The following is a 13,539-nucleotide window of genomic DNA, read 5'->3' as shown; positions in this document are numbered from 1 at the left end:
ACAAATGCGCCGGTCCAGAAGCCGACGAGTTCGGGCGCCAAGTCGCGCCCGCGGCGCCGGGCGAAGTCGGGCTGCGGACCGAGCTCGGGTTCGGCGCCGCGGTCCGGGGTCAACGTGTACGGGTCCTTGACCAGCCGGTGGGCTTCAGGGCTGCTGGATGCGCCACGCATACCTTCCAGATACGTTCCCAGCGAGCCGCCGGAGACCCCGAGCTGGGAGAAGGCGCGCAGCACCAGGTTGGTGTCGCCGAGTTCACCGGTGCCATCCTCGACCGCCCGACGGTACAACTGATAGACGCTCAAATCAGAAGGGACCGAATCGAATCCGCACGAGACCACGATCCGGGCGCCGGTATCGACGGCCTGTTTGTGGTAGCCGTCGATGCTGTCCCGGACGAACATCAGCTCACCGGTCAGATCGGCATAATCCGTTCCGGCCTTCGCGCAGGCGGCCACCAGCGGCAACCCGTACCGGGTGTAGGGCCCGACGGTGGTCAGGACCACTTGAGTCCGCGCGGCCATCGCATCCAGCGTCGAAGGCTCCGACGCGTCGGCGATGACCAGCGGCCAGTCCCGAGCCGCAGGGCCGAGCGACTCCCGCACTTCCAGCAGCCGCTCGGGAGAGCGCCCGGCCAACCCGATGCGGGCCGCACCACCCGCGCCGACCAGGTATTCGGCCGTCAACTTGCCGGAGAACCCGGTGGCGCCGTAAACGACGATGTCCAACTCGCGCTCGACCGGGCTCATCGCGTCAGTCCTTGATGAAGGAGTATCTCCGGTAGGAGATGTCCCCGCTTTGCATGTAGCGGTTCAACGTCGTGCCTTGCTGGCCGAGATATTCGCGACCCACAATGCCCAGCGGACCCGGCAGGTGGCGCTTGATCAGCTCTCCTGACTTTTGCGAATTCTTCTCGATGCCGCGCAGGACGTCCTCATTGATTTCTTTCTGGGAAAGCTGCCGCAGCGGGCTTGCGGCCAGCTCGGTCTCCCATTCGGAAATGCGGACGCCGGGGCGCAGGTCGGTGTACAGGAAGTGCCCTCCTGGACGCAACACGCGTACCACCTCGGCGAGGAAACGCGGAAAGTGCGGGTAGCAGTGCGAGGCTTCGACGTTGAGCAGCACGTCGAAGGATTCGTCATCGAACGGCAGGTTCTCCGCGTCGCCCTGGACGAAATCCAAACCCGGCAGATTATGTGTTTTCTGGCAAAACGCGATGCCGCGCGGGTTGAGATCCAGCGCCGTGTAAGAGGACGGCTTCAACGTACGCATCAGGTAGGAGGCGCCGCCGCCGTGGCCGCAACTGACCTCGAGCACCTTTTTGCCGGTGATGTCTTCCTGGGTCGCCGTGCGGTGATACAGGTTGATGTTGTATCGGTTGGGTTCGTCGGGCAGCTCCAGCGGCAGATCCATCGGCGGATCTTCTTCATAGGCCCAGTTGATGAACACCACTTCGTCGTCACCGAGACCCCGCGTGACCAGCGGGTACCAGTATTTCCAGACTCTTTTGTAGGTCGCGGTGCTGCCCACGCGGGCGATGAGTCGGTGTGCCGGACTGAATGCCATGGGGAAGGAGTATGGCAGAGACGGGACATGAACGATCCGGTTCGGGAAAAAAGACGGATGACACTTCGGCGGTCACCCGATGACGAGCAGGCATCGTCGGAAATCCGGCCGCGGCAACGGGTTGCCTGATGTAGCTTTCCCTACCATGGCTTTGATCCACGGCGCGGATTGCGGGCACTGAGTATGGGAATGCCGTTCGGTTTTGTCGATGCGATCGTGAATACCCGCCTTCCGCCGATTCTGGCGCCGCGGGCGAGTTCCCTGTTCGCGGCCTCAGTGCTTGCGGACTCGTATTGGGTCGGCGACCATTTGAACGCGCTGGTACCGCGCTCGATCGCGACGCCCAAATATCTCGGATTAGCGGCCAGATTCGTGCCCAAAATCGACGCCAACCTCGAGCCGTGGACGATGCTGGGAAACCTCGCCGCCCGCAATAAGATCAGCCGGCTGCGACTCGGTGTGTGCGTGACCGACGCCGGTCGACGCAATCCCGCGGTCACCGCGCAGGCCGCCGCTACTCTGCATCTGCTTTCGCGGGGTAAAGCCATGCTCGGTGTCGGTGTCGGGGAACGTGAGGGCAACGAGCCCTACGGGGTGGACTGGGCCAGGCCAGTGGCACGGTTCGAAGAAGCGCTCGCCACAATTCGCGCCTTGTGGAATTCGAACGGCGAGCTCGTCAAGCGTGATTCGCCTTACTTTCCGCTGCATGACGCCTTGTTCGCCCTCCCGCCGTACAAAGGGAAATGGCCCGAGATCTGGGTCGCGGCCCACGGTCCCCGCACGCTGCGGGCCACCGGACGTTACGCCGACGCCTGGATTCCCATCACCACGGTTCGGCCCTGTGACTACGGTCGCTCGCTGGAAGTCGTCCGCGCCGCGGCGTCCGACGCCGGCCGCGACCCGATGTCCATCACCCCTTCGGCGGTGCGTGGCGTGGTCACCGGCTGGAATCAGGACCACGTGGAGGAGGCGCTGAACTCTGTCGTCGTGAAGACAACCGCGCTCGGCGTATCCGCAGCAGACTGGGCACGCCACGGCGTCGAGCACCCGCTGGGAGCCGACTTCGCCGGCGTGCAGGATGTCATCCCGCAAACCATGAGCGAGGAACAGGTCCTGTCATACACGTCTAAAGTCCCACCGGCGCTTATGAAAGAAGTCGTCTTCAGCGGGACCGCCGACGAGGTCCTCGATCAAATCGTGGAATGGCGCGACCACGGTCTCCGATACCTGCTCATCATCAACGGCAGCTTCGTCAACCCGAAACTGAGCAAGACTGTGGCGGCGACCCTGCCCCACCTCAAGGTTCTCGGCGAACTCAGAAGGTTGTGAACTGTCCACTCGCCCAACGGCGTTCGGGTTCAGCGCCGACGGCGGGTCACTGCTTGCGCCAGAGCGTGCCGGTCCCGTCGATGTCGATGATCTCCTCGGATATTCCGTGCTTGTCCCGGTAATCGGCGACGGCTTGCCGGCACGGCTTGAGCACGTAGTCGTCGATGATGCAATAACCGCCCGGAGACAGGCGGGGGTAGAGCGCGTCGAGCGCCTGAATCGTGGATTCGTACAGGTCGCCGTCCAGCCGCAACACCGCGATCTGCTCGATCGGGGCGTCGTGCAGCGTGTCCTTGAACCAGCCCTTGACAAATCGGACCCGGTCATCGAGCAGCCCGTAGCGCTTGAAATTCGCGCTGACCTCCGATTGCGACACGGCCAAGATGGGTGAACTGACGAAGAACCTCATCCATTTATCCGCTTTGTAATTCTCGGTGTCGGGACGGGGCAGGCCCTCGAACGAATCACATAGCCACACACGTCGCGTCTCGTCCTCGTAGGCCGACAGAACTGCGCGCATCAGGATGCTGGCGCCGCCGCGCCACACTCCGCATTCGACCAGGTCGCCCGTGATGTCATCGGTCAGCACTGTCTCAACGCACTGCTGCAGACTGGTGAGTCGCTGCATGCCGATCATCGTCTCGGCATCAGCCGGCCAGTCCAGACCCAACTCGCGCTTGCGCAGACCGAACGCGCCGCGGGTGAGCATCGGCTGAATCGTGTTGAAGGTTTTGAGAAAGAGGCGTCTCCGCAGCGGCCACCGCTCAGGGATCTGCTCGGACATCCCGTATCTGGTGAGTTTGCGCCGGATCTCGTCGAGGTACGCAGATCGCGCATCGGCGATCGGCCGCGGTCAAAACTGCCCCTATCTCGCATGCCAGTAGTTCCGCGATGAGCGTAGACCTCAACTGACGCCGTCACCGGGTTTTGGTAAAACCCCCGCCAGGCTCGCGATTGGCGTATTCTGCGGCGCAGATCGAGGGGGCTGACTCGCCCTGGGAAATGTGCGGGCTCAACGTGAGAAGGGACGCCGGCATCAGCACCGCACCGAGCGCACCCGAGGCTCCCGGCCGCCGGCTGCGGGTCCTGTTTATCGCCGAAGCGGTGAGCCTGGCCCATGTCGCCCGGCCGTTCTTCCTCGCGCAGTCGCTTGACCCGAGCCGTTACGAGGTCCACTTCGCCTGCGATCCGCGGTACAACAAGCTACTCGGCCCGATCCCGTTCCCACACCACCCGATCAGCACCATCCCCAGCGATGAGCTCGACGCCAAGCTGGCTCAGGGCCGCCCGTTCTACAACACCAAGACGTTGCAGGAGTACGTCGAGGATGACCTGAAGGTGCTGGAAGAGATCACACCCGATCTGGTCGTCGGGGACGACCGCTGGCCGCTGTCCGTGAGTGCCCGGCATCCCCAGCATCGCCACCGCCAACGGTTACTGGAGCCCTTACGCCCGCCTCCGATTTCCGGTGCCGGATGTGCTGCGGACGCGCTTTCTGGGCATGCGGCTGGTCAGCGTCGGGTTCCGGCTGTACTGCCCGCTGATCTTCGCCTTGTGTTGCCTGCCGCTCAACCGGGTCCGCCGCAAGTACGGATTACCGAGCTTGGGTTCCAATCTTTGCCGCATGTTCACCGATGGGGACTACACACTGTATGCCGATGTGCCGGAGCTGGTGCCGACGTACGACCGGCCGGCCAACCATCAGTATTTGGGCCCGGTCCTGTGGCCGCCGCCGTCGAACTGCCGGAGTGGTGGGACTCGCTGCCGGCGGACCGGCCGATCGTCTACGCGACATTGGGCACCTCGGGCGGGCGAAGCCTGTTGCAGGTGGTGCTCGACGCCCTGGCTGACCAGCCGGTGACGGTGATCGCGGCGACCGCCGACCGTAGCGACCTGACGAACGTCCCGGCCAATGCGTTCGTGGCGGACTACCTGCCCGGTGAGGCGGCCGCGGCGCGCTCGGCCGTGGTGATCTGCAACGGCGGCAGCATGACGACGCAGCAGGCCTTGGTGGCCGGGGTGCCCGTGGTCGGGCTGGCCACCAATATGGACCAGCACATGAACATGGAAGCCATCGAGCGGGCCGGCGCGGGCGTGCTGCTGCGAACCGAGCGGCTCACTCCTGCGCGTGTGGCAAACGCGGTACAGCAGGCGCTCGGCCGGCCTTACTACCGGCAAGCCGCCCGGCGACTAGCCGAAGCCTTGTCCCGAAATTTCGCCGGATTCCCGCATCATGTAAAAACTGCGTTGCATCTACTGTCCGATGGGCGAATAGATTCGTCCGCATCCCGAGCGGGCTGACCCCCGAACCGGGTACGGGCGGCTGACTTTCAGTTCGGCTCGACCATTCGTGCATATTCCTTGGGCTAACCACCCGACTTGAGACTCCCATTTCGGCTCGCTCGCAAGCAAACTTGTGAATGCGGACCTTCGGTCGATTGACTACGCACGTTGTCATGCCGCCTTGGCAAGGTCGCATTGCTTTCCGCTGCAACGGTTTTCCCGCGACTTGTGCGAGTGGAAGGACTAATCTCGCGATTCCTGCCAACCGTGGGTGGTTTCTGAGCTAAAATTTACGTCGGCCTCACCGGTGCGGCCGGTGTCGGATGGCGCGGGTCGAGTCGGTTGACCAGTGTTTTTGGCGTCGGTGAGGCGTCTTTGCCGGTGCGAAGCGTGCGCCGGCCAGTCGCGTTGCCGTTTCGTTCCGGTTACGGATCTGGTACGCCCGTCCGAATCGGCGCAGGTGGCGCCCGCTTCCCACCTTGTTGCGCGAGCCAAGATACGTTCTGCCGCAACGCTATTTCGGATTCTTCTGACACGGGAGCGAAACGCCCGTATTCTACATGCGTCAAGGGCCGAAGGGAATGACCATCAACACGAACGCTTTGTCAGTTCAGCCTGCGGGCGAGGTGGCGGCATGGCCGGCGCCGACGCCGGCAACGGATGGGCAAACGGTGCAATCGCCGAACGGCGCAGCAACGCGATTCGCGGTGAGCGAGTCCTCGCTCACCGATCTACTGCATAAGGCGGCCACCCAGTACCCGAACCGCGCGGCCTACAAATTTATTGACTACGAGGTAAACCCGGCGGGATTCACCGAAACCCTCACCTGGTGGCAGCTCTACCGGCGAGCGATGATAGTCGCCGACGAACTCAGGATCTCTGTGTCGAGCGGCGACCGGGTCGCGATATTGGCCCCGCAGGGCCTGGAATACATCATTGCCTTCCTGGGCGTGCTGCAGGCCGGACTAATCGCCGTCCCACTTCCGGTGCCCCAATTCGGCATTCACGACGAGCGAATTTCCGCGGCGTTGCGCGACTCCCAGCCGACCGTCATCCTCAGCACCTCGTCGTCCAGTGACGCGGTCAGCGAGTATGCGCCCCATGCGTGTGTCGGAGCCCGCCAGCGGGCGCCGGAGGTCGTGGCGGTGGACTTGCTGGACCTGGACTCCCCGCGCGAACTCGATCCGACTCGGCACACGCACACGGGCACGGCATATCTTCAGTACACGTCGGGCTCGACCCGCTCGCCGGCCGGCGTCGTGATCTCGCACAAGAACATCATCAGCAACTGTGTGCAATTGATGTCCGACTACCTCGGGGACGCCGAGAAGATTCCGTCGACTGTGGTGTCGTGGCTGCCGTTCTATCACGACATGGGGTTGGTGCTGGGCATCATCCTCCCGCTGGTCAATCAGGACACCGGCGTGTTGATGAGCCCAATGGCCTTTTTGCAGAAGCCGGCTCGCTGGATGCGATTGATGGGCAAGTATCGCGGCCAGGTTTCGAGCGCGCCGAACTTCGGTTTGGAATTGGCGGTGCGCAGGACTTCGGATGACGATATGGAGGGACTGGATCTCGGGCACGTGAAGGCGCTTGCCACCGGCGCCGAACGCGTCAACCCCGCAACGCTGCAGCGCTTCATCGACCGGTTCGCCCGCTTCAACCTCGACCCCGCTGCGGTACGGCCGTCCTACGGGCTCGCGGAGGCGACGGTGTACGTGGCTACCGCCGGACCGGGACGCCCACCGAAGACGGTTTGTTTCGACTACCAGCAATTGGCGGCCGGTCACGCGAAGCGCTGCGACGACGAAGCGGGCGAGGGTGCCAAGCTGGTCAGCTACGGCGAACCACGGGCTTCAACCCTGCGGATCGTCGACCCCGAGACCAGGGTGGAGAGTCCGGCGGGAACCGTCGGCGAGATCTGGGTGCAGGGGGACAACGTCGCCCTGGGCTACTGGCGCAACTCCGACAACACCGAGCGGACGTTCGCCGGACAGCTTGAGGACCCCTCGCCCGGCACTTCGGCAGGTCCATGGCTGCGGACCGGAGACCTCGGCGTCATTTTCGAAGGTGAGCTGTTCATCACGGGCCGAATCAAGGATCTGTTGGTCGTGGACGGCTCCAACCACTATCCCGACGACATCGAAGCGACGATCGCCGAAATCACCGGCGGCCGCGTGGTGGCGATATCCGTGCCCGGCGATCGCACCGAACAGCTCGTCGTCATCGGCGAACTCACGCGGTGGGGCCACACGGCCGAGGAGGCAATGCAGAAGTTCCGCGCCGTCAAACGCGAAATCACGAACGCGATATCGATGTCGCACCGGGTGCGCGTCACGGATGTCGTCGTGGTGGCGCCCGGCTCGATCCCGGTCACTACCAGCGGGAAGGTTCGGCGCTCATCCTGCATCGAGCGCTACCTGAACCATGAATTCACCCGATTGGACGCTGCGGGGAGCTGAGCCATGACCAAGAGCATTCTGTCTAAAGAGCGAATCGGGAAGCTCAACCGCGACCTTCGGATACTTGTGGCGACCAACGGCACCCTTACCCGGATTCTCAACGTGCTCGCCGACGAAGAGATCGTCGTGCAAATCATCAAGCAGGAGATTCACGCCGACACGTCCAAAATACCTGAATTGCAGAATTTATCGATCGGCCGGATTCTCCAGCGTGATATCTTGCTCAAGGGGCGGAACTCTGGAATTGCGTTCGTAGCCGCGGAGTCGCTGGTTGCCGTTGACCTGCTACCGCCAGAAATCACTTCCACGCTGCTGGAGACGACTCGGCCCATTGGCGAAACCATGGCGGCCAGTTGCATCGAGACCTTCAAAGAGGAGGCTGAAGTCTGGTCGGGTGGGTCGCCGGATTGGCTCGCGCAGGACGGATATCATCTGTCGCGCAAGGGGGTTATCGCCCGCCGGTATCGCAACATCGCCGGAGGCAATCCGGTGATGATCATCACCGAGTATTTCCTTCGGAATGTATTCGAAGATGCGCCGAGTGACGAACTCGAACGCCGCCGACGTGCAAAAGAACTGGACAAAAGGAGCGGAGATCGGTTTGTATTTCACGATCGAATCCCCAGCACTCCTTAGCACTGAGCACGCGGGGGCGGTCATTTAATCATGGGAAATGGGAATTTAGCGGGGCTTCTCGCGCGGCGCGCATCGGAAGCGGGATGGTATGACAAGCCCGTCTACTACGCGCCCGACGTCGTCACTCACGGCCAAGTCCATGACGGCGGCGCGCGTCTCGGGGAAGTGCTCAGGAAGCGCGGCCTCTCCAAAGGAGACCGCGTCCTGTTGTGTCTCCCGGACTCACCGGAGCTGGTGCAGCTGCTGCTGGCGTGCCTGGCTCGCGGGATTTTGGCGTTTTTGGCTAACCCGGACCTGCACCGCGACGACCACGCGTTTCAGGAACGCGACACCGAGCCGGCGCTGGTCGTCACAACCGGTCCGCTGTGCGAGCGGTTTCAGCCGTCGAGCGTCGTCGACGTCACAGCACTCTTATCCGACGCGAGCCGAGTCGAGCCCGCTGATTACGAACCGCTGGTCGCTGACGATCTTGCCTACGCCACCTACACGTCCGGCACCACCGGCCCGCCGAAAGCGGCGATCCATCGGCATGGCGACCCGTTGACGTATGTCGAGGCCATGTGCCATAACGCGCTGCGGCTCACTGCCCAAGACATCGGACTGTGCAGCGCGCGCATGTATTTTGCGTACGGCCTGGGTAATTCGGTCTGGTTTCCGCTTGCGACGGGTGGTTCCGCGGTCATCAACCCGGTGCCGGTGAGTCCGGAAGTGGCCGCCACGCTGAGCGCGAAATACCAGCCGTCGGTGCTTTACGGCGTCCCCAATTTCTTTGCTAGGGTCGTGGACACCTGCTCTCCCGACGCGTTCGGTTCGCTGCGCTGCCTGGTATCGGCGGGTGAGGCGCTCGAGCTCGGCCTCGCCGAGCGGATCATGGACTTCTTCGGCGGCATCCCCATTCTTGACGGCATCGGATCCACCGAGGTGGGCCAGACATTCGTCTCGAACACTGTCGACGAATGGCGGGTGGGAACTCTGGGAAAGGTGCTGCCGCCCTACAAGATTCGCGTGGTGGCGGCCGATGGCACGACAGCCGCGCCGGGCGTGGAGGGGGACCTGTGGGTCCGTGGGGCGTCGATCACGCCGGGCTATTGGAAGTGGCCCGATCCGCCGCCGGGAAATCATGGTTGGCTCGACACGCAGGACCGGGTCTGCGTCGACGAGAAGGGCTGGGTCAGCTACAACTGCCGCGCCGACGACACCGAAATCGTCGGGGGCGTCAACGTCAATCCGCGCGAGATCGAACGAATCATCAGCGAAGACGACGCCGTGGCCGAGACCGCGGTGGTCGGGGTAAGGGAGTCCACCGGCGCCTCGACACTGCAGGCGTTTCTGGTCCCGGCGAATGGTGCCGGCATCGACGAATCGATCCTGCGAGACATCCACCGCCGATTGCTGAGCCGACTGTCGGCGTTCAAGGTGCCGCACCGATTTGCCATCACTGAGCGACTCCCTCGAACCCCGAACGGGAAGTTGCTGCGCGGCTCGCTTCGCTTGGAGAGCCCGACGAAGCCGATTTGGGAACTCTCGTCGTTCGAGCCGCGGTCGGAGATCAAGGAGCGGTTGGCCGTTCTGCAGCAAGAACGTCACCGGCTGGTGTCCGACGCGGTTTGCGCCGAGGCCGCGAAGATGTTGGGCGAGCCGGATACTCGGGCGATAAATCGGGATCTTGCGTTCTCGGAGCTGGGCTTTGACTCGCAGATGACCGTCGAACTGTGCAATCGGTTGGCAGCGGCTACCGGCCTGCGGCTGCCCGAGACGATCGGATGGGACTATGGCTCGATATCAGGGCTGTCCCAGTACTTGGAGGCTGAACTGTCCGGGGGCAACCGGCGGGTGACACCGTCTGCTCCGGCGAATAACGGCGCGAACGGCTACCCGGCAATCGAAGATCAGCTGAAGAAGGTCGAAGCGCTGGTGGTGGCCATCGGGCCCGGCGAAAAGCAGCGGGTGGCCGATCGTTTGCGGGCCCTGCTCGGCACCATCACCGACGCCGAGGACGGCTTGGGCAACCGGATTCAGGCGGCCTCCACCCCTGACGAGATTTTCCGGCTAATCGATTCTGAATTTGGCGAGTAATGAAGAGGAGCAGCTGACCATGAGTGTGAGCGTCGAGGGCGCCGACGAGGAGCGCGAGAAGCTTTTCCGTTACCTGAAGAAGGTTGCTTTAGAGCTCGACGAGGCACGCGCACGGTTGCGGGAATACGAACAGCGCGCGGCAGAGCCGGTGGCCGTGGTGGGGATCGGGTGTCGTTTCCCGGGCGGGGTGGACTCCGCGGAGGGCCTGTGGGAGGTCGTGTCGGAGGGTCGCGATCTGGTCACGGACTTTCCCACGGACCGGGGTTGGGACGTAGAGGGTTTGTATGACCCGGACCCCGACGCGGAGGGTAAGACCTACACGCGCTCGGGCGGGTTCTTGGACGACGCGACCGGGTTTGACGCCGGGTTCTTCGGGATCGCGCCCAGTGAAGTGTTGGCGATGGACCCGCAGCAGCGCTTGATGCTGGAGGTCTCCTGGGAAGCGTTGGAGCACGCGGGGATTGACCCGTTGTCGTTGCGGGGCTCGTCGACCGGGGTGTTCACCGGGATCTTCGCGGCCAGCTACGGCAATCGCGACACCGGGGGGTTGCAGGGGTACGGCCTGACCGGCACGTCGATCAGCGTGGCCTCGGGACGGGTGTCCTATGTCTTGGGGCTGGAGGGCCCCGCGGTATCGGTGGACACGGCGTGCTCCTCGTCGTTGGTGGCGATCCATCAGGCGATGGGGGCGCTGCGTTCGGGGGAGTGTGATCTGGCGTTGGCCGGCGGCGTGACGGTGATGGGGTTGCCGTCGATTTTCGTCGGCTTCAGCCGGCAGCGCGGGCTGGCCGCCGATGGGCGTTGTAAGGCGTTTGCCGGAGCTGCCGACGGGACCGGCTGGGGCGAGGGCGCCGGCGTGGTGGTGCTCGAGCGGCTGTCGGATGCGCAGCGGTCGGGACACACGGTCTTGGCGGTGGTGCGCGGCAGCGCGATCAACCAGGACGGCGCGTCCAACGGGTTGACCGCGCCGAACGGGCAGGCCCAGCAGCGGGTGATTCGCGCGGCCTTGGCCAATGCCGGGCTGGCGTCGGCCGATGTTGACGTGGTCGAGGCACATGGGACGGCGACCACGTTGGGCGACCCGATCGAAGCGCAGGCGCTGCTGGCCACCTATGGGCAAGACCGTCCGTCCGAGCGGCCGTTGTGGGTGGGTTCGATCAAGTCGAACATGGGCCACACCCAGGCCGCCGCGGGCGTGGCCGGCGTGATCAAGGTGATCGAGGCGATGCGGCACGGGCGGATGCCGGTGTCGCTGCACGTCGATGAGCCGTCCCCGCGGGTGGATTGGGAAAGCGGCGCGGTGTCTGTGTTGACCGAGGCCCGGGACTGGCCGGTGGCAGGGCGTCCGCGCCGGGCCGGGGTGTCCTCGTTCGGGATCAGCGGCACCAACGCGCACCTGATTCTGGAGCAGGCCCCGGTTGAGCTGAGCGGAAGCACCAATGGCCAGTCGGGTGTGTCGGGTTTGCCTGTGGTGCCGTGGGTGATTTCGGCGAAATCGCCCGAGGCGCTGACGGCGCAGGCGGCCCGATTGTTGGCCCATGTCGAGGCCGAGCCGGAGCTGAACCCGGTCGATGTCGGGTACTCGTCGGCGCGCCGGTCGGTGTTCGAGCACCGGGCGGTGGTAGTCGGTGCCGACCGCCACGCGTTGCTGACGGGGCTGGCGGGACTGGCCGACGGTGACCCGGGTGCGGGTGCCGTGGTCGGGCAGGTGGGGACGGTGGGGAAGACCGTCATGGTGTTCCCCGGGCAGGGCTCGCAGCGGGTCGGGATGGCCCGCGAGTTGTACGACAAGCTGCCGGTGTTTGCTGAAGCGTTCGATGCGGTGACCGCTGAGTTGGATCAGCATCTGCGATTGCCGCTGCGCCAAGTCATTTGGGGCACAGATGCAGCTCTGCTCGACAGCACCGAGTTTGCCCAACCGGCGCTGTTCGCGGTTGAGGTGGCGCTGTTCGCGGTGTTGCGGCGCTGGGGTCTGCAACCGGACTTCGTGATGGGCCACTCGGTCGGCGAGTTGTCCGCGGCATGCGTCGCCGGGGTGTTGACGCTGGCGGACGCGGCGATGTTGGTGGTCGCGCGGGGCCGGCTGATGCAGGCCCTGCCGGCGGGCGGGGCGATGTTTGCGATCGCAGCCGCCGAGGACGAGGTGCTGCCGGCGCTCGGCGAGGGCGTCGGGATCGCGGCGATCAATGCGCCCAAGTCCCTGACCATCTCGGGTGCACAGGCCGCCGTCAGCGCGATCGCGGATCAGTTCGCCGCGCAGGGCAAGCGGGTGCACCAGCTGGCGGTCTCGCACGCGTTCCACTCGCCGCTGATGGAGCCGATGCTCGACGAGTTCGCGCAGATTGCGGGCCGCATCGAGGCGCGCGCGCCGCAGATCGGGCTGGTGTCCAACGTGACGGGCGAATTAGCCAGCGCCACTACGGATTACGGGTCCGCAAAGTACTGGGTGGAGCATGTCCGGCGGCCGGTGCGTTTCGCCGACAGCGCGCGTCACTTGCAGACGCTTGGTGTGACCCACTTCATCGAGGTCGGTCCCGGTAGCGGTTTGACCGGCTCCATCGAGCAGTCGTTGGCACCGGCTGAGGCGGTTGTGGTGTCGATGCTGGGTAAAGACCGCCCCGAGGTGGCTTCGGTGCTGCGTGCGTTCGGTCAGTTGTTTACCACTGGTGTGCCGGTGGATTGGCAGGCGGTGTTCGCCGGCTCGGGTGGGCGGCGAGTGGACTTGCCCACGTATGCCTTTCAGCGGCGGCGGTTTTGGGAGAACCCGGGCGAGAATGGGGCCGCCGATGCGGCCGGTCTGGGTCTGAGCGCGACCGAGCACGCGTTGTTGGGCGCCGTGGTCGAGCGGCCCGATTCCGACGGGGTGGTGTTGACCGGCCGGCTGTCGCTCGCGGATCAGCCGTGGCTGGCCGATCACGTCATCGGCGGAGTGGTGCTGTTCCCCGGGGCCGGCTTCGTGGAGTTGGTCATCCGCGCCGGTGACGAAGCCGGGTGCGGGGCTATCGAGGAGTTGGTCCTGGCCGCGCCGCTGGTGATGCACCCGGGTGTGGGGGTGCAGGTGCAGGTGGTGGTGGGACCCCCGGGCGATGCCGGGCGCCGGACGGTGTCGGTGTATTCGCGGTCCGACGAGTCCGACGGAGGCTGGCTGCTGAACGCCGAGGGCACGCTTGGCCTGGAAGCCCCGGTGGCC

The 13,539-nt window shown here is 64.7% G+C and carries 8 protein-coding genes and 1 pseudogene; 6 read left to right on the top strand and 3 right to left on the bottom strand.

Features of this window, described 5'->3' with window-relative positions; genetic code table 11:
- Together VML93_RS28035 and VML93_RS28030 are read right to left on the bottom strand one after the other, a co-directional pair.
- A partial coding sequence (locus VML93_RS28035; protein WP_325615517.1) for a saccharopine dehydrogenase family protein occupies positions 1 to 746 on the bottom strand: 746 nt, incomplete at its 3' end.
- A gap of 4 nt (positions 747 to 750) precedes the next feature.
- Positions 751 to 1,563 carry a phthiotriol/phenolphthiotriol dimycocerosates methyltransferase gene (locus tag VML93_RS28030; protein WP_325615516.1) on the bottom strand — a complete coding sequence of 271 codons (813 nt, stop codon included), beginning with the start codon at positions 1,561 to 1,563 and terminating at the stop codon, positions 751 to 753.
- A 183-nt stretch (positions 1,564 to 1,746) separates the two neighbouring features.
- Here VML93_RS28030 and VML93_RS28025 point away from each other — a divergent pair, with 183 nt between their 5' ends.
- Positions 1,747 to 2,892 carry an LLM class flavin-dependent oxidoreductase gene (locus VML93_RS28025; RefSeq protein ID WP_325615515.1) on the top strand — a complete coding sequence of 382 codons (1,146 nt, stop codon included), beginning with the start codon at positions 1,747 to 1,749 and terminating at the stop codon, positions 2,890 to 2,892.
- A 46-nt stretch (positions 2,893 to 2,938) separates the two neighbouring features.
- Here the strand turns inward: VML93_RS28025 and VML93_RS28020 are convergent, their stop codons facing one another.
- Positions 2,939 to 3,736, bottom strand: a complete 798-nt coding sequence (locus VML93_RS28020; RefSeq protein ID WP_325615518.1) for a TylF/MycF/NovP-related O-methyltransferase — start codon at positions 3,734 to 3,736, stop codon at positions 2,939 to 2,941.
- Between the two features lie 158 nt (positions 3,737 to 3,894).
- Here VML93_RS28020 and VML93_RS28015 point away from each other — a divergent pair.
- The 5 genes and pseudogenes from VML93_RS28015 to VML93_RS27995 all read left to right on the top strand — a co-directional run.
- Positions 3,895 to 5,193: pseudogene (locus tag VML93_RS28015) on the top strand (nucleotide disphospho-sugar-binding domain-containing protein).
- Positions 5,194 to 5,882: 689 nt separating this feature from the next.
- Entirely contained in the window at positions 5,883 to 7,637 is a 1,755-nt protein-coding gene (locus VML93_RS28010; protein ID WP_325615514.1) for an AMP-binding protein, read from the top strand.
- Between the two features lie 3 nt (positions 7,638 to 7,640).
- A complete protein-coding gene (locus tag VML93_RS28005; protein WP_325615513.1) occupies positions 7,641 to 8,273 on the top strand; it encodes a chorismate--pyruvate lyase family protein in 633 nt (210 codons plus the stop codon).
- Positions 8,274 to 8,303: 30 nt separating this feature from the next.
- Entirely contained in the window at positions 8,304 to 10,349 is a 2,046-nt protein-coding gene (locus VML93_RS28000) for an AMP-binding protein (RefSeq protein ID WP_325615512.1), read from the top strand.
- 19 nt (positions 10,350 to 10,368) lie between these two features.
- Positions 10,369 to 13,539 (top strand): type I polyketide synthase (locus tag VML93_RS27995; protein ID WP_325615511.1); only part of this gene is annotated, 3,171 nt, incomplete at its 3' end.

It is taken from the genome of Mycobacterium sp., from assembly GCF_035499775.1.
In the GTDB taxonomy this organism is placed as follows: Bacteria; Actinomycetota; Actinomycetes; order Mycobacteriales; family Mycobacteriaceae; genus Mycobacterium.
The sequence above is the reverse complement of the archived record's forward strand: the minus strand, read 5'-3'. Positions and strand labels throughout refer to the sequence as shown.

Bases quoted from the DNA above. Each gene is read 5' to 3' on its own strand.
- VML93_RS28030 (WP_325615516.1), bottom strand. From the start codon at position 1,563: ATGGCATTCAGTCCGGCACACCGACTCATCGCCCGCGTGGGCAGCACC.
- VML93_RS28000 (WP_325615512.1), top strand. From the start codon at position 8,304: ATGGGAAATGGGAATTTAGCGGGGCTTCTCGCGCGGCGCGCATCGGAA.
- VML93_RS28025 (WP_325615515.1), top strand. From the start codon at position 1,747: ATGGGAATGCCGTTCGGTTTTGTCGATGCGATCGTGAATACCCGCCTT.
- VML93_RS28005 (WP_325615513.1), top strand. From the start codon at position 7,641: ATGACCAAGAGCATTCTGTCTAAAGAGCGAATCGGGAAGCTCAACCGC.